This window comes from Janthinobacterium sp. NFX145 (assembly GCF_049810325.1).
GTDB lineage: Bacteria > Pseudomonadota > Gammaproteobacteria > Burkholderiales > Burkholderiaceae_D > Janthinobacterium > Janthinobacterium rivuli.
In genome coordinates this window covers 2074484-2096891 of record NZ_CP187360.1, presented here as the reverse complement: position 1 = coordinate 2096891, position 22408 = coordinate 2074484, and the positions used below count along the sequence as shown (strand labels likewise).

Genomic DNA, 22408 nt, shown 5'->3' with positions numbered 1-22408 from the left:
GTGGCGGCGCAAAAGAAGGCTGGGGTCAGACCCGACGGGTCTGACCCCAAATTTTACTTCGCCGACGGACGCAGCGAAACGAATTGCGCCACGTCGCCACGGCGCACCAGCACGGCCGACGTCTTCTTCGGATCGAGCTTGGCGACCAGGGCGTTGAACTGCTTGGCGTCTTTCACGGCAACGTTGTTCAACTGCAAGATCACGTCGCCAGGCTGCAGGCCGGCCTGGGCCGCCACGCCATCGGCATCGTCGACCAGCACGCCCGCGTCGATCTTCAATTCCTGCTTCTTGGCGGCCGGCACGTCACTGACCTTCAGCCCCAGCGCATTGACGGCTTGCGCTTCCGGCTCCTTGGCGCCCTTCTTCGCCGTTTTCTCGCTTTCGAGCTCGACGACGGTGACGGGAACATCCTGCTGCGCACCCTTGCGCCAGACGGTGATCGTGGATTTGCCGTTGACGGCGGCGCCGCCAACCAGGCGCGGCAGGTCGGATGAACGCTCGATCTGGGCGCCGTTGAATTTCAGGATGATGTCGCCCGGCTTGATGCCCGCCTTGTCGGCCGGGCCGCCCGGTTCCACCATCGATACTTGCGCGCCCTTGGCGTTCGGCAAGCCCAGCGATTCCGCCACGTCCTTGCTCACTTCGCCGATCTGCACGCCGATGCGTCCGCGCACGACCTTGCCCGTCTTTTTCAGCTGCTCGCCCACGCGCATGGCTTCATCGATGGGCACGGCAAACGAAATGCCATTGTAGGCGCCGGACAAGGTGGCGATCTGCGAATTGATGCCGATCACTTCGCCGCGCATATTGATCAAGGGACCACCGGAGTTGCCAGGATTGACGGCCACGTCGCTCTGGATCAGAGGCAAGTAGTCGCCCGTGTCGCGTGATTTGGCGGAAATGATGCCGGCCGTCACCGTGTTTTCCAGGTTGAACGGCGAGCCGATGGCGATGACCCATTCGCCCACGCGGATCTTGTCCGAGTCGCCAATGGTCAGGCGCGGCAGGTTGCCGCCTTCGATTTTCAGCAGGGCCACGTCGGTGCGCGCATCGGCGCCGATCACCTTGGCCTTGAATTCGCGCTTGTCCGTCAGGGTCACGTACACCTCGTCGGCGCCGTCGACCACGTGGGCATTGCTCAGCACGTAGCCATCGGCCGAAATGATGAAGCCGGAACCCACACCGCGCTGCACTTCCTGCTCCTGCGGCACGGCGCGACGGCCGCCGCGTGGCGCCTGCTGGCGCGGTGTCGGCATGGCGCCGCCAAAGAAGCGGCGCAGGAATTCCTGCATTTCCTGCTCGTCCTGGCCGCCCGCGCCAGCTCCGGCGGCGCCCATCTTCAAGCGCTCGGTGGTGCGGATATTCACCACGGCCGGGCCGACGGCGTCGACCAGATCCGAGAAATCAGGCAGTTTTATGGCGGGCACGGCAGCCTGCGCCTGTGGCGCCAGGCCCAGCATGGTGGGAGCAAGGAAGACGCCAGCCGTACCGAACAATAAAGCGGAAAGCGTCTTCACTGAAAACGACTTGCTGGCGGCACACATGGTTTTTTTCATGGAAAGGATCTTTTCGAATATATAAACGGATCAAAACGCGAATCAGGCGATTGCCTGCGCGCATGATTGGCCATCATGACGGCAATCCAGGGGCAAACCCACCCGACAACGCGCATGGCAGCAACAATATATCGCAAAAGCAAGATATTGCCTGCCCACAGTGTCAATCGTACCGAAGGCCAGTGTCAAGGGGGCGAAGAGGATGTTAAGCCTGGCATAAGATGGAAAACGCGACAGCTAGCGCTGCGCCAGCGGCTCGGCCACGCCCGGCGGCACGAGGGGCGGCAACGGCTCCACATGAGCTGTCCCCTCAGGCGACGGCTCCGCGGCCAGACGGCTGGCCATGCGCGCATCGAAGTGGGCGCTCAGTGCATGGCAGTACTGCTCCGAGCGCAGCACGTCACCGATATGGCGATAGGCATCCCAGGCCTGCCGCCCCGATGGCGTATCGAGAGCGGCAAAAGCCAGTTCGAGTTCGCTCGCCGCCAGCTCGCCATCGGCCAGGGCGGAAATAGTCTCGTGCAATCGTGTATGCGTATCCATGATGGGTCCTGCCATTTCAAAAGGATCGGTGCGGAAACCGGACGCAGCCATGCCAGCCTCATACTCCCCAGATTACCAGCGCTTGTCAATCGGCATGTCCAACAACGGTTTCAATTTCTCCGCGATCACTTCGCGTGCACGAAAAATCCGGCTGCGCACGGTGCCGATGGGGCACGCCATGATTTCCGATATCTCTTCATAGCTCAGGCCCTCGATTTCGCGCAGCACGATGGCCGTGCGCAACTCGATGGGCAGCACATCCATGGCCGCATTGACGGTGGCCGCGATCTGCTTGCTGGCCAGCACCGATTCGGGCGTATTGTTGTCTCGCAATTTATTGCCATCATCGAAGGACTCCGCCTGTTCGGCGTCGGCATCGCTGGATGTGGCGGCGCGCCGCCCCTGCGTGACGAGATAATTCTTGGCCGTATTGATGCCGATGCGATACAGCCAGGTATAAAAGGCGGCCTCGCCGCGAAAATGGCGCAGCGCCCGGTATGCCTTGATAAAGGTTTCCTGCACCACATCTTCGGCCTCCGCCGGGTCATGCACCAGCCGCGACACAAGGCGCATCAAGCGGCGCTGATATTTCGATACCAGCACATCGAATGCCCGTTTGTCGCCAGCCTGCACCCGCTCGACCAGTAACTGATCATACTCGCGCTCTGTCCTCACGCCCAATGTCCCTGTAGTCATGCAGCGTGGGCGCCTGTATGGATATAGAGTTGGCCCGCTGCAAGAAGTTCAGTGTTCGCCCCACTTTTATTCTTCCCTGTTCCGCGCCGCGATAGCCCGGCAAGCCACGGCCAGCGGGCGGAAGGCGGCGCAACTGCCGCCGCGCTGTACCAGCACTTCCGTGCGACGCCCGGCGGCATCCGCCAGGCACAGCACCAGCAGCGACGACCACAAGGTCGAGCCCGGCAACAGGCGCAGCCCCGGCGCCGCCTCAGCCGCCTCAGTCACCCCGGCAGCACCGCTTCCAGGCACCCCGCCATGCTCCAGATATACCGCCAGCCGCAACTGGCCAACCGGCGAAATATCAAGCGCCTGCGGCTTTCTGCGCCAGCGCAGCAAGGCCAGCAAAAACACGCCGCCAGCCGCACTCAGCAAGGCTGCAAACAAGCCCAGCGCATAGCCACCCACCAGTTGGCCAGGCGCGGGCAGGCTGCGCCAGACACCACTCAATGGCCAGACAGCCAGCAAGGCGCACAGCCCCAGCACCGCTTGCAACAGGCGCAAACAGACAGGCGTGCGAATGACAGCCACTACCGCGATCGACATACTTCATGGGAAAAAAAAGGCGCGCCGGCAACATGCCGGGCAAATTCAGGCGCCAACGAACGTTGGCGCCGAATCAGCGCTCACTACGATTTGACCGTAGCGAGCGCTTGAAAGTTCCTGCTTATTTCGCTTTACCGAAAATCAGCGTGCCATTCGTTCCGCCGAAGCCGAACGAATTCTTCACTGCATAATCGATCTTCATATCACGCGCCGTGTTGGCACAGAAATCGAGATCGCACGCCGGATCCTGGTTGAAGATATTGATGGTCGGTGGCGACACCTGATGGTGCAATGCCAGGACCGTAAATACCGCTTCCAGACCGCCCGCGCCGCCCAGCAAATGGCCCGTCATCGACTTGGTCGAGTTGACGACAATATGCTTGGCGTGATCACCGAAGGTGCGCTTGATGCCCATCACTTCCGCCACGTCGCCTTGCGGGGTCGATGTGCCGTGCGCGTTCAGGTATTGAATCTGATCCGGGTTCAAGCCTGCGTTGTCGAGGGCCGCGATCACCGATTTGCTGCCGCCGCTACCGTCTTCCAGCGGCGAGGTCATGTGATAAGCATCTGCGCTCATCCCGAAACCATGCACTTCGGCATAGATCTTGGCACCACGGGCCACCGCGTGCTCGTACTCTTCCAGCACCATGACGCCAGCACCCTCGCCCAGCACGAAGCCGTCGCGGTCGGCGTCCCACGGACGCGATGCCGTTGCCGGATCGTCGTTGCGGGTCGACAAGGCACGCGCCGAAGCGAAACCGCCCAGGCCCAGTGGCGACACGGTCGATTCAGCACCGCCGGCGATCATGACGTCGGCATCGCCGTACTCGATCATGCGCGCTGCGGCACCGATGCTGTGCAGACCGGTGGTACACGCTGTAACGATCGCCAGGTTCGGGCCCTTCAGACCATATTTGATCGAAAGGTTGCCAGAGATCATGTTAATGATCGAGGCAGGCACGAAAAATGGCGAGATACGGCGCGGACCGCGCTTTTCGTACTCGGACTTGGTGTCTTCGATCAGCGGCAAGCCACCGATACCGGAACCGATGATCACGCCGATGCGCTCGGCGTTTTCTTCGGTGACTTCCAGACCGGAGTCCTGGATCGCCTGGATGCCCGCAGCCATGCCGTAATGGATAAAGGTATCCATATGGCGGGCTTCCTTACCGGAGATGTACTCTTCGATATTGAAACCTTTGACTTCACCGGCAAAATGCGTGGTGAATGGCTGTGCATCAAACTTGGTAATCGTGGCAATGCCGGATTTACCTTCAACGATTGCGCCCCACGCCTCGGCAATAGTATTGCCGACAGGTGAAACGCAGCCCAGGCCGGTGACAACAACACGACGGTTTTTAGAACGGCTCAAGCGATTCTCCTGAAGTCGGTCAGACAGGCTTAGGCCTTGACGTGTGCGGTGGCGTAGTCGATCGCCTGTTGCACGGTGGTGATTTTTTCAGCTTGTTCGTCAGGGATTTCCATTTCGAATTCGTCTTCCAGGGCCATGACCAGTTCCACGGTGTCCAGGGAATCGGCGCCGAGATCGTCGACGAAGGAGGATTCGATTTTGATGTCTGCTTCTGCAACGCCCAGTTGCTCAGCGACGATTTTCTTAACGCGTTGTTCGATATCCGACATGTTATGGCTCCAAAGTGTGTGTTACGGAAAGTGCGCGCATTTTATCAGGTTTGCGCGTCCGAATACTAATTTCGGTGTCTGCTGCTAATTCGACCGAAGCTGCTGCTAAAAGATGCGATTATAGACAAAAACGACCGTTGAATCATGCCACAAACGCCCGTCCCGTCTACCTTTCACATCAATTCATGTACATTCCACCGTTCACGTGCAGGGTCGTGCCCGTGATATATGCCGCTTGCGGCGAAGCCAGAAAGGCCACCGCCGCCGCCACGTCTTCCGGTTTGCCCAGGCGGGACAGGGGAATTTGCGTCAACAGGGCCGCGTGCTGCTCTTCGCTCAGGGCCTTGGTCATGTCGGTATCGATGAAGCCCGGCGCGATGCAGTTCACGGTAATGTTGCGGCTGCCGATTTCGCGCGCCAGGGCGCGGCTCATGCCTTCCACGCCAGCCTTGGCCGCCGCGTAATTCATTTGCCCCGGATTGCCCGACGACGCCACCACCGACGTGATATTAATGATACGCCCAGTTTTGGCTTTCATCATGCCGCGCAGTACCGCCCGCGACAAACGGCCGACGGCCGACAGGTTCGTGGAAATGACGCTGTCCCACTCTTCATCCTTCATGCGCATGGCCAGCTGGTCTTGCGTGATGCCCGCATTGTTGACCAGGATCGACAGGCTGCCGTAGGTTTTCTGCACTTCATCGACGACGGCCGCGCAGCGCGCCGCATCGGTCACGTTCAGGACCAGCCCCTTGCCCGCCACGCCTTCGGCGGCCAGGTAATCGGTGATGGCTTGCGCGCCGCTTTCCGAGGTGGCGGTGCCAACCACGGTGGCGCCCTGCTTGCCCAGTTCGGTGGCGATGGCGCGGCCGATGCCGCGCGAGGCGCCCGTGACCAGCACGACTTGATTTGCTAAATTCATGAGTATCCTTAAAGATGGCTGACGGCAGCCACAGCTGCACTGCCGTCTGCTGTTTACTTGAGCTGCGTCAAAATGCGTTCCAGCGATGCCTGGTCGACGATGGCGTCGCCCACCAGCACCGGATCGATGCGCTTGGCCAGGCCCATCAGGACCTTGCCCGGACCGCATTCGATCACTTGCGTGATGCCGTCCGCTGCCACTTTTTGCATGGTTTCCACCCAGCGCACGGGGCTGGCCGCCTGGCGCACGAGCGCATCCTTGATGCCGGCCACGTCGTTGACGATGGCCACATCGACGTTGTTGATCAGGGCGATTTGCGGCGCCGAGAACGTCAAGCCGGCCATGTACTCGCGCAAGCGGTCCGATGCCGGCTTCAGCAGCGACGAGTGGAATGGCGCGGAGACGGGCAGCTTCATGGCGCGCTTGGCGCCCTTGGCCTTGGCCAGTTCGCAGGCGCGCTCGACGGCGGCCGTATGGCCAGCGATGACGACTTGCGCTGGCGCATTGAAATTGACGGGCTCGACCACCAGGGCCGGGTTTTCCGCCGCCGCTTCCGTACAGGCGGCGCGCACGTCGTCGTCCGACAGGCCCAGCACGACAGCCATCGTGCCCTGCCCCACCGGCACGGCTTCCTGCATCGCTTGCGCGCGGAAACGCACGAGCGGCACGGCGTCCTTGAACGAGATGACGCCGGCGGCGACCAGCGCCGAATATTCACCGAGACTGTGACCGGCCACGACCGTCGGCACGGGGCCGCCAGCCGCCAGCCAGGCGCGATAGAAGGCCACGGCCGCCGTCAGCATCACCGGTTGCGTGTTGGTGGTCAGATCCAGCTCTTCCTTCGGACCATCGGCGATCAGCTTGCCCAGGTCGAATTGCAGGGCGTCCGACGCTTCGGCGACGGTCTGCGCCACCACAGGGTTGCCGGCGAAACCGTCGAGCATCGCAATCGCTTGCGAGCCTTGGCCTGGGAAAACAAATGCAAATTGTGTCATGTCGACTCCGTTTTTTTACTATTTATTCAGAGAACCAAATGCAACTGCTGGGGTACGACCCGCCGGGTCGGACCCCGAAATCAGCCTTCGGCCATCACATCTTTGCCAGCACAGCGCCCCAGGTAAAGCCGCCGCCCACGCCTTCCATCATGACATTGTCACCCTTCTTGACTCTGCCATCGCGCACGGCGATGTCGAGCGCCAGCGGGATCGAGGCGGCCGAGGTGTTGCCATGCTGGTCGACGGTGACGACCATCTTTTCCAACGGCAAGCCGAGTTTCTTGGCCGTACTGTTCATGATGCGGATGTTCGCCTGGTGCGGGATCAGCCAGTCGATCTGGTCCGACGTCATGTTGGCGTGCTCCAGGGCTTCGTGCGCAACTTTCTCCAGCACGGACACGGCCAGCTTGAACACGGCCGGGCCATCCATATAGAGGAAGGCGCTGCCGTCCAGCGCGCCGCCAGCCAGGCTGCCGGGAACGCTGAGGATGTTCGAGTGGCGGCCATCCGCGTGCAGCTTGGTGGCCAGGATGCCCGGCTCTTTTGACGCCGTCATGACGATGGCGCCGGCGCCGTCGCCGAACAGCACGCAAGTGCCGCGGTCTTCGAAATTGAGAATGCGCGAAAACACTTCGGCGCCGATCACCAGCACGTTTTTATGCATGCCCGACTGGATGAAGCTGTCGGCCGTGGCCACCGCATACACGAAACCGCTGCAGACGGCTTGCACGTCGACGGCGGCGCAGTTATTCGTGATGCCCAGCTTGTTTTGCACGATGCAGGCGGTGCTGGGGAAGCTGCCGAAGAAATCGGGGGTCGAGCTGGCGACGATGATCAGGTCCAGGTCGTTGCCGTTCAAACCGGCCATTTCCAGAGCCTTTTTGGCCGCTTCCACGCCCAGGTCCGAAGAATTTTGCGTTGGCGCCGCGTAATGGCGCGCCGAAATGCCGCTGCGCGACACAATCCATTCATCCGACGTCTCGATGCCCTTGGCGGCGAGCTGTTCGGTCAAATCCTGGTTGGTGACGCGCTTCTCCGGCAAGTAGCTGCCGGTACCGATAATTTTGCTGTAAGTTTTGCTAAAAACAGTCATGCAAATACCCGTCCACTAAATGGTAGAGCTTGTTGATGTAGGTTCGTCCGGTACTGGCGTGCGCGGCATCAGCTCGGCGATCAGGCTGGCCAGGTGTGCTTGCACGTCATTTTTTGCCGCATCAAAGGCGCGGCGCAAGGCCCATTCGAACGAATAGGCATCGGCGCTGCCATGGCTCTTGAAGACGAGACCACGCAAGCCCAGCAGGCTGGCGCCGTTGTAACGCGAAGGATTCAGGCGGTTGCCGATGGCTTTCAGGGCCCCGCGGGCGATCAGCGCGCCCAGCATGGTAATCGGATTGCGCTTGAATTCGGAAGTGAGCACGTCTTTCATGAAGCGCGCCAGGCCTTCGATGGCTTTCAGGGTCACATTGCCGACAAAACCGTCGCAGACGACGATATCGGTCGTGCCCTTGAAGATATCGTTGCCTTCCACGTTGCCGTAGAAGTTCAGCGCGCCACGCTCGTGGTCGGCCTGCAGCAGCTTCGAAGTGAGTTTCACCACTTCATTGCCCTTGATATCTTCCGTGCCCACGTTCAGCAAGCCGATCGTCGGGCGTTCGATACCTTCCATGGCGGACACGAGCACGGAACCCATGATGGCGAACTGGTGCAAGTGATGCGGTTCGCAATCGACGTTCGCGCCCAGGTCCAGCATGTAGGTCGGGCCGTTCTTTTGATTCGGCAAGATGCTGCAGATGGCCGGACGGTCGACGCCGGACATGGTTTTCAGTACGTAGCGCGACACGGCCATCAGGGCTGCCGTATTGCCGGCGGAAACGGAGGCTTGCGCCACGCCGTTCTTGACCTGTTCGATGGCCACGCGCATGGAGGAATCCTTCTTGCGGCGCAGGGCCACTTCCAGGGGATCGTCCATGGTGACTTGTTCGGAGGCATGCAATACCGACAGGCGCGGATGCGTGTCGGCTTTATGTTTTTTCAGTTCGGCACGGATCACGTCTTCCAATCCAACAAGGATCAGTTCGGCTTCAGGCTCATGTTTTACGAAGGAAATTGCTGCGGGGATAGTGACTGAGGGACCGTGATCTCCGCCCATGCAGTCGATAGAAATTTTGATTGTCATTTGTGTTGATTCAATACCGCTGCGGGCGTGCGGCAAGATGTGAATCGGACTGGAGCATATGCAGGGCGCAGCATGTCATGCACCGCCTGAGCAAGCTTGATTCAAAATGACGGGTGCGCAAGATGAATTGCAGCCGATAAAAAAGAAGAAGCGGCGCCACGCCGAATAACCACGCAACACCGCTTTCATCTTACCCAACAAAAACGTCGATTACTCGTCGTTTTTGGTCTTCAACACTTTACGGCCACGATAGAAGCCGTTAGGGCTGATATGGTGACGCATGTGTGTTTCGCCGGTAACTGGCTCGACGCTCAATTGCGGCGCGACCAGGAAGTCGTGCGAACGGTGCATGCCGCGCTTGGAAGGGGTTTTCTTGTTCTGTTGAACTGCCATGATGACTCCTAATACATAAGTTCTAAAATTTTAGCACAATCGATTGGCAAATACATGCGAATCGAGTATCCCAGCGGCAAAGACTACCCGAAAATAGCCCGGACCGACATCGTTTATTACAATTACATTTCACTACACTTGCCATACTCGATTACAACACGCGTTTGACACGTTCCTTGATGGGGAAAACCCCTTTACTACTTTATTCTGGCTTCAAGTCTTTCAGTGCCGCAAACGGCGACTTCTTTTCAGTCTTGAGAGCATCGAGCTGCGCCGTATCGGGGCAGACATCGTGTTTGGGTACCTGCGGCAGGGCCAGCAAGGCTTCATCTTCGATCAGGGCCGCGGCATCCATGCTGCGGCTGCCGACGATCACGTCGATCGATTCATCGTTGATGATTTCTTCGATCTCGTCCGCGTGCTCGTCATCCTTGCCCAGCATCAGAGTGGTCGTCGAATCAATTGCGTAAGCATACGGAGTCAGGCAGCGCTGGCAAACCAGCTGAACGGTGCCGTTGACCGACAAGGTCAGTTGTGGGTAGCCCAGCTTGCTGGTGCCGCCGACGATCTTCCAGGCGATCTCGCCGGAACTATCTGCACAATCCTTGGTCAACCGGGTCATTTCAGCGACAGGAGTTACACCCTCGCGGCTCCCGCTGATACGACAAAAATCAAAGGCGTCGATCACAAAAGCATTCATTGGTAGAAAATTTCCCCGGAAAACCTGCGATAATAACAGGGTTTTTAGCACGGAGTCAAAGGCTAAGCATCTTTTTTGACGCAATCATTGCCATCAACATGACAACTTCATCAACACCGTCATGCCGCATGGAGCCTCGTTGTGGGCTCTGCGCCCTGGAACCACGTGAAATTCCACTGACATCGACCAGCGCGGCCATGCCGGCCGCTATCCACTACCGAATGATACCAACTTCCGCCCCATTGCGCTTGATTCTTGCATCGAGTTCGACCTACCGCAAGGAATTGCTGGAACGCCTGCGCCTGCCTTTCGAGGTGGCCGTGCCCGATCTCGACGAAAGCCCCCTGCCCGGTGAAAGCCCCAGCGCCACGGCCCTGCGCCTGGCCCAGGCCAAGGCGCAAGCAGTGCTCGACCGCTACCCCGGCAGCCTCGTCATCGGCTCCGACCAGGTCGCCACCCTGGACGGCGCGCAGATCGGCAAGCCCGGCAACCATGCGTATGCCTTGCTGCAACTGCAAACCATGCGCGGGCGCCAGACCGTGTTCCACACGGCACTGTGCCTGCTCGACGGCCGCCAGAATCCTCCCGTGGCGCAAGTGGAAGACGTCCAGACCCTCGTCACCGTGCGCGACTTGCCCGATGCCGAGCTAGACGCCTACCTGCGCATCGAGCAACCATACGACTGCGCCGGCAGCGCCAAGAACGAAGGCCTGGGCATCGCCCTGCTCGAACGCATCGCCACCACCGACCCGACCGCCCTGACCGGCTTGCCGCTGATCGCCCTCACCGGCATGCTGCGCAAGGCTGGCGTCACGTTTTTCACTCTTTAATGTATCGACAATAACAATATGACCGGCACCCTGTACCTGATTCCCAACCACCTCGGCCTGTCCGACGGCGCAAGCGACCCGCTGGCCCACATCATTCCAGAGCAAGTACGGCAGATCACGTCGCAGCTCGATTATTTCGTTGCGGAAAACGCCAAAACGGCGCGCGCCTTTCTGAAATTGATCGGCAACCAGCATCCGCTGGCCAAGCCGCTGCAGGAAATCACGATTTCCGAACTCAACGTGAATACCCCCGCGCAAGCGCTGGCCGGCTTGCTGGCGCCCCTGCTGGCGGGACGCGATGCGGGCCTCGTGTCGGAAGCGGGCGTGCCCGCCGTGGCCGACCCGGGCGCCGACCTCGTGCGCCTGGCGCATCAGCACGGCATCAAAGTGCGTCCGCTGGTGGGCCCGTCGTCGATCCTGCTGGCCGTGATGGCCAGCGGCTTGAACGGCCAGAGTTTCGCCTTCAACGGCTACCTGCCTACGGATGCGGCTCTGCGCGCCAAACGCATCAAAGAACTGGAAAGCCGCTCGCGCAATGAAAAGCAGACCCAGTTGTTCATCGAAACGCCGTACCGCAACGCCGCCATGCTCGAAGCGCTGGTGGCGCAATGCGCACCGTCCACCCTGATCTGCGTCGCCACCGACCTGAGCCTGGACACGGAAAGCGTGCAGACGTGGAATGGCGGCCAGTGGAAAAAACAATTAGCCGCCGGCAAGACGCCGGACTTCCACAAGAAACCGACTGTGTTCCTGTTGTTGGGACAGTAATCTCCCGACCATAAAAAAACGCCACGATCGAATGATCGTGGCGTTTTTTATTGCGGCGCTACCAAGCCGAGTATGACTACACTCTTCTTGTGCCCGTATTTTTCTGTCCGCCCTTGCCCGTTTCCAATACAAACTTCGCGCCATCGTCGCGGCCCAACACTTTGACCAGGTAGGGCATGACTTCGCGCAACATCGGCTCCAGCGTGTACGGCGGATTCAAGATGAACATGCCGCTGCTGTGCAAGCCGAAACCGTCCGGTGACGGGGTGTTGACCGTCAGGGTCACGTGCAGCCAGTCCGAGCTGGGCAATTGCTTGAGCTTGTCGGCGAACTGGCGCGATTCCATGCGCTGCAGCACCGGGTACCAGACGGCATACATGCCGGACGGGAAACGCACGAGGGCGTCGGCCAGGGTGTCCTTGACCTTGCGGTAATCCATCTTGTCTTCATACGGCGGGTCGATCAGCACCAGCGCGCGGCGCGATGGCGGCGGCAGCAGGGCTTTCAGGCTCTGGAAGCCGTCCGCCTTGGTGATGAGCACGCGCTTGCCGCGCACGGTCGGACGCTCGCCCTGGGCCAGCGCATGCGCCTCGACCTTGCGGAAGTTGTCGGCCAGAATCTTGGCATCGGCTGGATGCAGCTCGAACAGGCGCAGACGGTCTTGCTCGCGGCTGACCTTGTCGGCGCAGTACGGCGAACCCGGGTAGTAGCGCATCTTGCCGCTCGGATTCATTTCCTTGATCAGCTTCATGTACTCGGCCAGCGAGGCCGGCAGGTCCGTGCGGTCCCACAGGGGCGCGATGCCCGTTTCGTACTCGGCGTTTTTCGAGGCATAACCGCCGTCGAGCGCATACACGCCCGCGCCGGAGTGGGTATCGATATAACTATAGGCGGTATCTTTTTGATTCAGATATTGCAACAACTGAATCTGCACATAATGCTTCAACACATCGGCGTGATTACCCGCGTGAAAGGCGTGGCGGTAACTCAACATAAGCTGGCTAATTCCATAATAAAAATAAATAAAGGCGGGAGCGCTGACACCGGGCAGGGCATGAAAACAGACTGGAGGGGTCAGGCTGCGGGGCCAGGAAACAGCATGGACCAGCGTAATCAGCGCGCAATTACCAGCATTATCCACCAGAAAGGTCGATTGCATCAAAAAACACGGCTAAACAAGCTCATGCATTACCAGGACTGGCGTCGCCGGGCGCGGTAGAATACGCGCATCGGGCGCCCGGCGCCCATCCGCCCTACTATATAGATACGACCATGCACAGTCTGACCCTCACGACCGACAACCGCGCCGACGTCGCCACAGCCCTGGCCGGCACGCGCTGGACGGTGGCCTGCCTGTGCGCGCTGTGGTGCGGCACTTGCGGCAGCTACCGCGCCACGTTCGAGGAACTGGCCGCGCGCCACCCGGACACCGTCTTCGTCTGGATCGACATCGAAGACCAGGCCGACGTGGTGGGCGACCTCGACATCGACAACTTCCCCACCCTGCTGATACAGCGCGAGGACAACGTGGCCTTCTTCGGCACCGTGCTGCCCGACGGCGGCCTGGCGCACCGCATGGTGCAGGCGCAGCAGGCGCTCAGCGCCGAGGAACTGGCGGCGCTGGCCGGCAGCACGCAGGAACGGCGCGACTGGCAACGCGACTGCAATCTGCGTCATTTACTGGCCGCCACCCTGGCAGAGTAAAAGTCACGCCAGCCGCAGCGGCAGGCTGCGCAGCCTTTTCCCCGTCAAACTGAACACGGCGTTGGCCACGGCCGGCGCAATCGGCGGCGTACCGGGTTCGCCCACGCCTTCCGGGTGTTCCGCGCTGGCGATGATGATGGTTTCCACATCGGGCGTTTGCCCCATGCGCAGCACGGGATAGTCGTGGAAATTGCTCTGCTCGACTTTGCCCTCCTTGAAGGTGATCTCGCCGCCCAGCGCCGCCGACAGGCCGAACAGCACGGCCGATTCCATCTGCTGGGCGATGATGTTCGGATTGACGGCGATGCCGCAATCGATGGCGCACACCACGCGCTGCACGCGGATTTCGCCGTTTTCCACCGACACCTGCGCCACTTGCGCAACGATGCTGCCGAACGACTGGTGCAAGGCCACGCCATGCGCATGGCCGGGCGGCGGAGTGCCTGCCCTGGCAACGGCCGCGTCGAGCACGGCCAAATGGCGCGGATGCTTCACCAGCATGGCGCGGCGGAAGGCGATGCCGTCTTGTCCCGCCGCGTGCGCCAGTTCGTCGATAAAGCTTTCCTTGAAGAACGCGTTGTGCGAGTGGCCCACCGAGCGCCAGTAGCCGATCGGCACGGGGCTGTCGGCGATCACGTGGGCGATGCGCTGGTTGGCGATTTCATACGGCATGTCGAATTCGCCTTCGGCCGTGGTCTTGTCCGGGCCCGCACCGGGCAAGCCGAAATTGCGCTGCAAAAACTGGTGCGTGATGGAGCCGCTGACGGATTTATTGTCCCAAGAAGCGATGCGGCCATGCTCGTCGAGGCGGGCCGCAAAGCGGGCCAGCGCGGCGGGACGGTACATATCGTGCCTGGTATCCTGTTCGCGCGTCCACACCAGCTGCACCGGCGCGCCGCCGCACTGCAGCGCGATAGCGACGGCTTGCGCGATCATGTCCACTTCCAGGCGGCGGCCGAAACCACCACCGAGCAGCAGCACCTCGATGCTGACGTCCTTCGCGTCGACGCCGGCCACTTTCGCCGCCACATCGACGGCGATGCCTAGCGCCTGCGTCGAGACCCACAGCATCACCTTGCCATTTTTCACCTGCGCGGTGCAGTTGACGGGTTCCATGGCGGCGTGCGCGAGGAACGGCGCGCGGTACTCGGCGCTGACCTGGCGCATGCCCTGCACGGCTTTACTTTCCACCTCGCCGCTGGCGTGGTAGGCATAACCGGCTTCACTATCGAGCAGGCGGGCAAACTCCGCATACACCCCGGCGCTGGACAAATTCGCCTGCGGGCCAGCCTTCCATTGCGTCGGCAAGGCGGCGGCCGCCTGCTTGGCGCGCCACCAGGTGTTGGCCACCACGGCGGCGCACGAGACGCTGCGCTGGGCCAGCTGCGGCGTCAGGTCCAGCACCTTTTTCACGCCGGGCATGGCCAGCACCGGCGCCGCGTCGAAGGCGGACAGGGTATCGCCCAGGCGCGGCGGCAGATGCAGGGCCGCGTACAGCATGCCGGGCGGGCGCGCATCGATGCCGAAACGCGCGCTGCCATTGACTTTCGATGGCGTGTCGCGGCGCGGCGCCGGCTGGCCGATCAGTTTGAAATCCTTGGGCGACTTCAGCACGGGCGTACCTGGGGCTATGCCGGCGGCGCGCTGCGCCAGGCTGGCGTAGCTGGCGCGCCGGCCGTCCGGGTGCAGCACTTCGCCATTTTCCGTGCGGCATTGCGCGGCCGGCACCTGCCACAGCGCGGCAGCGGCCCCCACCAGCATGGCGCGGGCCGACGCGCCCGCCTCGCGCATGGGGCCCCAGCCATCCTTCACGCTTGACGAACCGCCCGTGACGATCACGCCCAGTTCGCGCGCCGCCTTGGCGACCGTCCACTGGGCCAGCGCTTTGACGCGTCCGTGGTCGTCCGGGTGGAATGGCAGGCCATCCTGGAGCATGGCCACATTGCCGAAGATTTTATCCATGGGCGCCTGGATCAGCTTGACGCTGGCCAGCGGCACGTCGAGTTCCTCGGCCACCAGCATCGGCAAGGCCGTGTGCACGCCCTGCCCCATCTCGCTGCGCGGCATGGCCAGAATGACGCTGCCGTCGGTTTGAACGGCCAGCCAGCCATTGAGCGCCACGGCGCCATCAGTCACCGGCAGCGGCGCGCTGCCATGCAGGCGCTGGCGCGGCGGCAGCACGCCCCAGCCCAGCACCAGGGCGCCCACGCCGGCCACGCCGAGCCCCAGACCGCCGAGCAGGAAACGGCGGCGCGAGGTGTTTTTTTCTGCGGCCATGGGATACCCTTTATTAGTTAGTGATCGATCCAGCGCTCCAGCATATCCTGTGCCAGCACCGGACGGCTATAAAAATAACCTTGCGCCAGCTTGCAGCCATGGCGCAGCAGGAAAGCGGCCTGCTCTTCCGTCTCCACGCCTTCGGCGATCACGGACAATTGCATGCTCTTGCCCAACTGGATGATGGCAATCGCAATCGCTTCATCATTGACGTCGGTCGAGATATCCTTGATGAAGGAACGGTCGATCTTCAGGGTTTGCACAGGCAGCTGTTTCAGATACGCGAGCGAGGAATAGCCGGTGCCGAAATCGTCGATGGCCAGGCCCACGCCGATGGCGTGCAAGTCGTTGATGAAACCGAGCGCGTCGCCCGTGTTCATGATGACGGACTCCGTCACTTCCAGTTGCAGCCGCTGGGGTTCCAGCCCCGTTTCTTTCAGAATGTCGGCCACCATGCCGGCGATGCTGCCCCGCTCGAACTGTTTTACCGATAAATTCACGGCCATCTTCGGCACGTGCAAGCCCTGCGCCTGCCAGCGCATCATCTGGCGGCACGCCTCGTCGAGCACCCATTTGCCCAGCTGGTTGATGAAACCGCTGTCCTCGGCCAGCGGAATGAAGCGCGCCGGCGGCACCAGGCCCAGTTCGGGATGGTTCCAGCGCACCAGCGCCTCGACGCCGACCAGCCGGCCCGTGTCGATTTCCACCTGCGGCTGGTAATTGAGGAACATCTCGTTCTTCTCGATCGAGCGGCGCAAAAAGGTTTCCAGGCGCAGGCGCTCGACGCCCTCGCCCGTCATCGACGGCGCATAGAAGCGGTAGCCGTTGCGCCCGCGCGCCTTGGCCTGGTACATGGCCACGTCGGCATTGCGGATCAACATGTTCAAGTCCAGCGCATCATCCGGATACAGGCTGATGCCCACGCTGCAGGTGACGAACAGTTCGTGATCGGCCACCGTGAACGGCTGGTCGAACATGGTCATCAGCTTTTCCGCCACCTGCGTCGCGCCATACTCGCCGTCGACGCGTTCGAGCAGGACGATGAACTCGTCGCCGCCCAGACGCGCCAGCGTATCTCCTTCGCGCAGGCGGGCCGCCAGCTGGCCCGCCACCTTTTGCAGCAATTCGTCGCCCACATGGTGGCCCAGGGTGTCGTTGACATTCTTGAAGCGGTCCAGGTCGATGAACAGCACGGCCAGCTGCTCCTGGTCGCGCGCGGCGCGCAGCAGCGCGTGCTGCAGGCGGTCGTGGAACAGCAGGCGGTTCGGCAGCGCCGTCAGCGGATCGTGGTGGGCCATGTGGTCGAGCTTTTCCTGCGACTCCTTGATCAGCGTGATGTCGCTGAACACGCCCACGTAATGCGTGGTGCCGGCGCGCGCGTCGCGCACGGCGCTGATGGTCAGCCATTCCAGGTACAGTTCGCCATTCTTGCGCTGGTGCCAGATTTCGCCGCGCCAGAAACCGCTGGTTTTCAGCTCGTTCCACATGGCCTCGTAGAATGCCGAGTCATGGCGCGCCGAGCGTGTCAGCGACGAGTGCTGGCCCACCGCTTCGGCCTCGGTATAGCCGGTGATTTGCGTGAAGGCGGGGTTGACGGTGACGATGATGCCGCCGGCATCGACCACCATCACGCCGTCGGCGATATGTTCGAGCACGGTGGCCGACAAACGCAGTTTTTCCTCGGCTTCCTTGCGCGCCGTGATGTCCGCATACACCCAGATACTGCCTTCATTGGGGCGCAGCGGATCGAGCGCGCAGCCGCTGACCAGCGCCCAGAACAGGCTGCCGTCGCGGCGCTGGTACTGGCGCTCCTCGCTGAAGTCGCCGCCCATGGCCAGCGCCGGATACTGGCGCTCGCCCGCCTCTTCGAAGTCATACGAGGTCATGAACACGATGGCCGTCGAACTGCCCGTCATCTCGGCATGGTCATAGCCGAACAGTTCCTCGCAGCGGCGGTTGACGGAAATGATGCGGCGGTGGCGCACGAACATCACGCCGAACATCACGTTGTCGAGAATCGCGCTCTGCTCGGTCAGCAGCGCTTCGATGCGCATCTCGTGGTGCTTGCGCTGGCTGATGTCGGCGATGATGCCATCGACCCAGGTGACGCCCTGTTCGCCCGCCTGCGGCTGGCCATTCTCGGCCACCCAGCGTTCGATGCCGAAGGCATCGATGATGCGGTATTCCAGCGCATACGGCCGCACATCAAGCACCGCCTGGCGCACGGCGCGGCGGTGCTCGCGGCGGTCTTCCGGGCAGATCAGGTCGGCCCAGGCATGCGTGGTGCCGCGCATGAACTGGCGCGCCGAATAGCCGGAAATGTCTTCGATGGCGTCGCTGACGAAATCGATGGGGCCGTCGGGACGGTAGCGGAAGACGGCGCCCGGCACCTGCGTGACGATGGTGCGGAAACGTTCCTCGCGCTGGCCCACATCCTCGAACAGCTGGCCGATGGCCGCGCGCATTTGCTCAAGCTGGGCCGTCAGGCGACCCAACTCGTCATTGCTGTGCGAGGCCAGCGGCGTGTCGAAATCGCCGTGCGACAGGCGGTCGGAAAAGCGCGTCAGGCGGCGCAGCGGCTTCAACAGACGGCGGTTCAGGAACAGCACGATCAGCGCCATCGACACGGCCAGCTGCGCACCCAGCACGAAAATATACGACATCTGCTTTTCGCGCAGCTCCTGCTGGCTGCGCGCATCGTCCATCTCGACGACGACGTGGCCGATGCGTTCGCCGCGCACGAGGATGTCGCGCTCGGCGCGGTACAGATTGCCCACGGGCCGCTGCGGCGCCTGCAGGCTGATGAATTCCGTGTCGCCCTGCCCCAGCACTTTCACCAGCAGCACGGAGCGGTCGCGCATCACCGACTCGACCAGCGAGTGGGCCGATTCCGCATTCATGTTCCACAGCGACTCCTGCATGCCCAGCGCCAGGATGTCGGCATTGCGCTGCAAGGCTTCGTTCAGGCTGGTGCGCGCCGACTGGCGCTCATGCACGCCGACCAGCACATAGCTGCCGAAGGTGGCGGGCACGACGAGGCCGCCAAATACCACCAGCAGCAAGGCGCCATAGATCGACGAGCCGTACAGCACGCGCAGGCTGGCGCGCAGGCGCTGGTAAGGTGAATTAAACATGCGGCAACAGGGCAACAGGGATCAGGCGGGCGATCATTGACTTTACAGGGGAATCGGGTGGTCAGGCGGGAAGAAACTTTATGAGGAGCAATTATGCATGCAAAAAGCGGGGAAAGTCACCAATAAACACACGCCAGCGGTGTCCTCGTGTCATATAAACAGGGTGGAAAAACCACACGCGGGCCGGCGCGCCCGACCGGCGCCAGCAGAAAAACGCACGGCTTGCTATCATCGCGCCACTTTACCTAGAGGAACCACCATGACCTTCTCCATCTACTCCGCTTCGATCCCCGTCTTCAAACAGATCCTGGGCAGCCTGGCCGCCATCCTGGACAAGGCGGAAACGCACGCGCAAGACAAGAAAATCGACCCGAACGCCCTGCTGCAATTCCGTTTATTCCCGGACATGCTGCCGTTCGTGCGCCAGATCCAGATCGCCACCGACTTCGCCAAGGGCTGCGGCGCGCGCCTGGCCGGCGTGGCCGTGCCACCGTATGAAGATAGCGAACAGAGCTTTGCGGAACTGAAAGCGCGCATCGTGAAAACCGTCGCCTTCCTGGAAAGCCTGCCGCAAGCGGACATCGACGGCAGCGAAACGCGCGCCATCACCACCGGCAGCGGCGAAAAGACCAAGCACTTCACGGGCCAGACCTATCTGTTCCACTACGCACTGCCGCACTTCTTCTTCCACGCGACGACGGCGTACGACATCCTGCGCCACAACGGTATCGAAGTGGGCAAGAAAGATTTTATCGGCAGCTATTAATCGCTAGCGTCAACAGTACCGGGGTCAGTTCCTTCGGAATCGGAATGCTTCCCATTGGGAAGCATTCCCCCGTCGGGTCTGACCCCAGCAGTTGCCCTTGGGTGGGCTAAGCATTCCGGCGCGGATACCCCTGCGCCAATATCCTCACCCACACCACTTCCTTCTCCTCATCCGTCATCGACACCCAGTGGGCCACTTCCACGACGCTGCGGCCACAGCCACGGCAGATTTCATCGAAAGTCGTCGAGCACACTGCCACGCAGGGCGTATCGGGACGCGGCGGCAATTCCTTGTCACCCATCAGGACACCTTCGGCAAGCCGAGCTTTTCCCAGCCTTCGTTGCCCAGCGCTTCCAGGGTGGCGATATTCTTGTCGAAAATTTCCGACGCCTCCGGGAAGGCCTCGACGGCGCGCTCGATGCTGTCTTCGCGCAGCAGGTGCAAGGTCGGGTACGGCGAACGGTTGGTGTAGTTGCTGATGTCGTCCTCGAACGTCTCGGCAAACTGGTAGTTCGGATGGAAACTGGCCACTTGCAGCTCGCCGGCCAGGTGCATGTCTTCCACGGCCGCGTCGGCCACGTCGAGAAACTCGTTGTAGTCGAGGAAATCGTTCAGGGTGTACGGATGGATCAGCAGGGTCGTGTCGATTTGCTCGGGATCCGTGTCGGCCAGGGTTTGCAGCTCGTCCATCAGCATCGCCAGCAGATCTTCGGGATTGCTCGATTCGCACACCACATAGCGGATCTGCTTCTTGACGTGCACGGCCTTGGCGAACGGGCACAGGTTCAGGCCGATCACGGCCTTTTCCAGCCAGGCAACGGTATTGGCGATGATGACGGCGTTGTCGTCGTCGTGGCGCGGCGGGGTGTTCATATACTTGACTCTCTATCAATATGGCGACCGGCGGCTGAATGGCCGGCCAAAGCCAAATTGTACGCACTTTTGCGCTGCCTCATGCCGGGCGCCATCCAGGCTTGCGCCAGCCTTCTCGCCATGTATGCTATAACAGCGGCCGAATCACGCATTGGGCAAATTAAATTTGCAATAATGACAGCATTTGCGAATGGAAACTCAGCCGTTTCCGACTTATTGCCGCTTATTTCCTGTCATCATGCTGACATAATTCTTGACTCCGGCATGTGGATATACGTACACTCGCTGCTGAATCATGGGTCTGTCCGATGTTTCTCCGACGACAACAATGGAACACTATGCACGAAAACTCCTTTAAATCTACCGTCCTGGCGGCGTTGGCCCTGGCGCTTGCGCCCGCCCTCAGCCAGGCGTACGAAGCCGGTGTTGAGAGCGATAACGCGCCAGTCGCCGCCGCCGCACCCGCCCTGATCCCGATGACCGCCCAGGTCACGGCGAAACTCCCCACCCTCGACAACCGCCTGCAAAAGACCGACCGTCTGCTGAAAAACCTCAGCGACAATTCCGATCCGCTGCGCGAAGCCGACGTCTGGGGCCGCATCCGCAGCGGCTATGCGATTCCCGACATCAACAACCAGCTGGTGGCGAACCACGTCAACTGGTACGCCACCCGCCCCGACTACATCGCCCGCACCACGGCGCGCGCCTCGCGCTACATCTTCCACGTGGTGCAGGAACTGGAAAAGCGCGGCATGCCGACGGAACTGGCCCTGCTGCCGTTCATCGAGTCCGCCTTCAACCCGCAAGCATTCTCGAGCGCCAATGCAGCCGGCATGTGGCAATTCGTGCCCGCCACCGGGCGCGATTTCAACCTCAAGCAAAACATGTTCAAGGACGAGCGCCGCGGTGTGCTGGCCTCGACGGATGCGGCATTGACGTACCTGCAGCGCCTGTATGACATGTTTGGCGACTGGCAGCTGGCTCTGGCCGCCTACAACTGGGGCGAAGGCTCGGTGCAGCGCGCCATCAAGAAAAACCAGGCGCTGGGCAAGCCGACCGACTTCGAAAGCCTGGCCGACCTGATGCCGGCCGAAACGCGCAACTACGTGCCGAAACTGCAAGCGGTGAAAAACATCATCGCCAATCCAGCCCAGTTCGGCCTGACCCTGCCCGTGGTCGACAACCAGCCGTATTTCACGGCCATCGACAAGACCAGCGACATCGACATCACCGTTGCCGCCCAGCTGGCCGAACTGTCGATGGATGAATTCAAGGCCTTGAATCCGCAATTTAACCGCCCCGTCATCATCGGCGGCGAAAAGACCAAGATTCTGTTGCCACAGGAAAACGCCGCCAAGTTCACCACCAACCTGGCGCAATGGGGCCATGCCTTGTCGAGCTGGACGACGCACAAGATCACCAATGCGCGTGAACGCATCGAAACCCTGGCGTCGAAATTCGGCACCACGGCCGACGTGCTGCGCCAGGCCAATAACATTCCCCAGCGCACCAGCCTGCGCGCCGGCTCCACCATCCTCGTGCCGAAAACCTCGGCCACGATGAACAAGGACATCACCCAGGAAATCGCCGACAGCGCCACCATGCTGCTGGAAGCGGACCGTCCGGAACGGGCCGCCAAGGCACTGCGCCGCGCCGCCAAGGGTGGCAAGGTGCAAGCCGCGCCAATTTCCCTGGTGAAACCGCGCATCCAGCGTGGCGGCGGCAATAGCCGGGCCAAAGCGCGTCACTGATCGCCTGAGTTATTGACGCACCGCACCGGCCGCCACAGCTTTGCTGTCGCGGCCGGTTGCACATCCGCCTTACCCGTCCACCACCCAGACAGGAGTCG

At 61.5% G+C, this 22408-nt stretch carries 22 protein-coding genes; 5 read left to right on the top strand and 17 right to left on the bottom strand.

The features are described from left to right. Positions 1 to 53 precede the first annotated feature (53 nt). From ACPJXG_RS09375 to ACPJXG_RS09320, 12 genes are all read right to left on the bottom strand, one after another. The gene (locus ACPJXG_RS09375; protein ID WP_402718816.1) at positions 54 to 1556 is read right to left on the bottom strand and encodes a DegQ family serine endoprotease; all 1503 of its coding nucleotides are present in this window, start codon (positions 1554 to 1556) and stop codon (positions 54 to 56) included. Positions 1557 to 1793: 237 nt separating this feature from the next. After that, entirely contained in the window at positions 1794 to 2099 is a 306-nt protein-coding gene (locus tag ACPJXG_RS09370) for an RseA family anti-sigma factor (protein WP_425254045.1), read from the bottom strand. Positions 2100 to 2171: 72 nt separating this feature from the next. Further along, the gene (gene rpoE / locus ACPJXG_RS09365; RefSeq protein WP_035820241.1) at positions 2172 to 2795 is read right to left on the bottom strand and encodes an RNA polymerase sigma factor RpoE; all 624 of its coding nucleotides are present in this window, start codon (positions 2793 to 2795) and stop codon (positions 2172 to 2174) included. Positions 2796 to 2861: 66 nt separating this feature from the next. Next, a complete protein-coding gene (locus tag ACPJXG_RS09360; RefSeq protein WP_425254044.1) occupies positions 2862 to 3365 on the bottom strand; it encodes a hypothetical protein in 504 nt (167 codons plus the stop codon). 136 nt (positions 3366 to 3501) lie between these two features. Next, a complete protein-coding gene (fabF, locus tag ACPJXG_RS09355; protein WP_035820244.1) occupies positions 3502 to 4752 on the bottom strand; it encodes a beta-ketoacyl-ACP synthase II in 1251 nt (416 codons plus the stop codon). Positions 4753 to 4781: 29 nt separating this feature from the next. Next, the gene (gene acpP / locus ACPJXG_RS09350; RefSeq protein ID WP_008449912.1) at positions 4782 to 5021 is read right to left on the bottom strand and encodes an acyl carrier protein; all 240 of its coding nucleotides are present in this window, start codon (positions 5019 to 5021) and stop codon (positions 4782 to 4784) included. A gap of 178 nt (positions 5022 to 5199) precedes the next feature. Continuing rightward, the gene (fabG, locus tag ACPJXG_RS09345) at positions 5200 to 5943 is read right to left on the bottom strand and encodes a 3-oxoacyl-ACP reductase FabG (protein ID WP_035820245.1); all 744 of its coding nucleotides are present in this window, start codon (positions 5941 to 5943) and stop codon (positions 5200 to 5202) included. Positions 5944 to 5996: 53 nt separating this feature from the next. Then, a complete protein-coding gene (gene fabD, locus ACPJXG_RS09340; RefSeq protein WP_425254043.1) occupies positions 5997 to 6938 on the bottom strand; it encodes an ACP S-malonyltransferase in 942 nt (313 codons plus the stop codon). A 94-nt stretch (positions 6939 to 7032) separates the two neighbouring features. Further along, positions 7033 to 8031 carry a beta-ketoacyl-ACP synthase III gene (locus ACPJXG_RS09335; RefSeq protein WP_425254042.1) on the bottom strand — a complete coding sequence of 333 codons (999 nt, stop codon included), beginning with the start codon at positions 8029 to 8031 and terminating at the stop codon, positions 7033 to 7035. Between the two features lie 15 nt (positions 8032 to 8046). After that, positions 8047 to 9114, bottom strand: coding sequence for a phosphate acyltransferase PlsX (gene plsX / locus ACPJXG_RS09330; RefSeq protein WP_076566622.1), 1068 nt, complete (start codon positions 9112 to 9114; stop codon positions 8047 to 8049). A gap of 210 nt (positions 9115 to 9324) precedes the next feature. Continuing rightward, entirely contained in the window at positions 9325 to 9507 is a 183-nt protein-coding gene (gene rpmF, locus ACPJXG_RS09325) for a 50S ribosomal protein L32 (RefSeq protein WP_034749653.1), read from the bottom strand. A gap of 202 nt (positions 9508 to 9709) precedes the next feature. After that, positions 9710 to 10207: a YceD family protein gene (locus ACPJXG_RS09320; RefSeq protein WP_034779242.1), complete on the bottom strand. Its 498-nt coding sequence runs from the start codon at positions 10205 to 10207 to the stop codon at positions 9710 to 9712. A gap of 221 nt (positions 10208 to 10428) precedes the next feature. On the opposite strand from ACPJXG_RS09320, the gene ACPJXG_RS09315 reads away from it, so the two are divergent. Beyond that, positions 10429 to 11037 (top strand): Maf-like protein, encoded by a 609-nt coding sequence (locus ACPJXG_RS09315; protein WP_425254041.1) that lies wholly within the window; start codon positions 10429 to 10431, stop codon positions 11035 to 11037. A gap of 18 nt (positions 11038 to 11055) precedes the next feature. Beyond that, positions 11056 to 11805 (top strand): SAM-dependent methyltransferase, encoded by a 750-nt coding sequence (locus ACPJXG_RS09310; RefSeq protein WP_425254040.1) that lies wholly within the window; start codon positions 11056 to 11058, stop codon positions 11803 to 11805. A 76-nt stretch (positions 11806 to 11881) separates the two neighbouring features. On the opposite strand, the gene ACPJXG_RS09305 is transcribed toward ACPJXG_RS09310, so the two are convergent. Further along, positions 11882 to 12799 carry a 23S rRNA (adenine(2030)-N(6))-methyltransferase RlmJ gene (locus ACPJXG_RS09305; protein WP_034749665.1) on the bottom strand — a complete coding sequence of 306 codons (918 nt, stop codon included), beginning with the start codon at positions 12797 to 12799 and terminating at the stop codon, positions 11882 to 11884. Between the two features lie 278 nt (positions 12800 to 13077). On the opposite strand from ACPJXG_RS09305, the gene ACPJXG_RS09300 reads away from it, so the two are divergent. After that, entirely contained in the window at positions 13078 to 13509 is a 432-nt protein-coding gene (locus ACPJXG_RS09300) for a thioredoxin family protein (protein WP_425254039.1), read from the top strand. 3 nt (positions 13510 to 13512) lie between these two features. Here ACPJXG_RS09300 and ACPJXG_RS09295 read toward each other — a convergent pair whose 3' ends face one another. Together ACPJXG_RS09295 and ACPJXG_RS09290 are read right to left on the bottom strand one after the other, a co-directional pair. After that, complete coding sequence (locus ACPJXG_RS09295; protein WP_425254038.1) at positions 13513 to 15786, bottom strand: molybdopterin cofactor-binding domain-containing protein; 2274 nt, start codon at positions 15784 to 15786, stop codon at positions 13513 to 13515. A 17-nt stretch (positions 15787 to 15803) separates the two neighbouring features. After that, the gene (locus ACPJXG_RS09290) at positions 15804 to 18920 is read right to left on the bottom strand and encodes an EAL domain-containing protein (RefSeq protein ID WP_425254037.1); all 3117 of its coding nucleotides are present in this window, start codon (positions 18918 to 18920) and stop codon (positions 15804 to 15806) included. A 259-nt stretch (positions 18921 to 19179) separates the two neighbouring features. Between ACPJXG_RS09290 and ACPJXG_RS09285 the strand changes: the two genes are divergently transcribed. Next, the gene (locus ACPJXG_RS09285) at positions 19180 to 19686 is read left to right on the top strand and encodes a DUF1993 domain-containing protein (RefSeq protein WP_425254036.1); all 507 of its coding nucleotides are present in this window, start codon (positions 19180 to 19182) and stop codon (positions 19684 to 19686) included. Between the two features lie 106 nt (positions 19687 to 19792). Here the strand turns inward: ACPJXG_RS09285 and ACPJXG_RS09280 are convergent, their stop codons facing one another. Further along, positions 19793 to 19987, bottom strand: a complete 195-nt coding sequence (locus ACPJXG_RS09280; RefSeq protein ID WP_425254035.1) for a DUF1289 domain-containing protein — start codon at positions 19985 to 19987, stop codon at positions 19793 to 19795. Continuing rightward, complete coding sequence (locus tag ACPJXG_RS09275; protein WP_035820273.1) at positions 19987 to 20559, bottom strand: DUF1415 domain-containing protein; 573 nt, start codon at positions 20557 to 20559, stop codon at positions 19987 to 19989. The genes ACPJXG_RS09280 and ACPJXG_RS09275 overlap by 1 nt, the downstream gene beginning before the upstream one ends. Positions 20560 to 20897: 338 nt before the next feature. Here ACPJXG_RS09275 and ACPJXG_RS09270 point away from each other — a divergent pair, with 338 nt between their 5' ends. Further along, complete coding sequence (locus ACPJXG_RS09270) at positions 20898 to 22310, top strand: transglycosylase SLT domain-containing protein (RefSeq protein ID WP_034779271.1); 1413 nt, start codon at positions 20898 to 20900, stop codon at positions 22308 to 22310. The last annotated feature ends 98 nt before the right edge of the window (positions 22311 to 22408 follow it).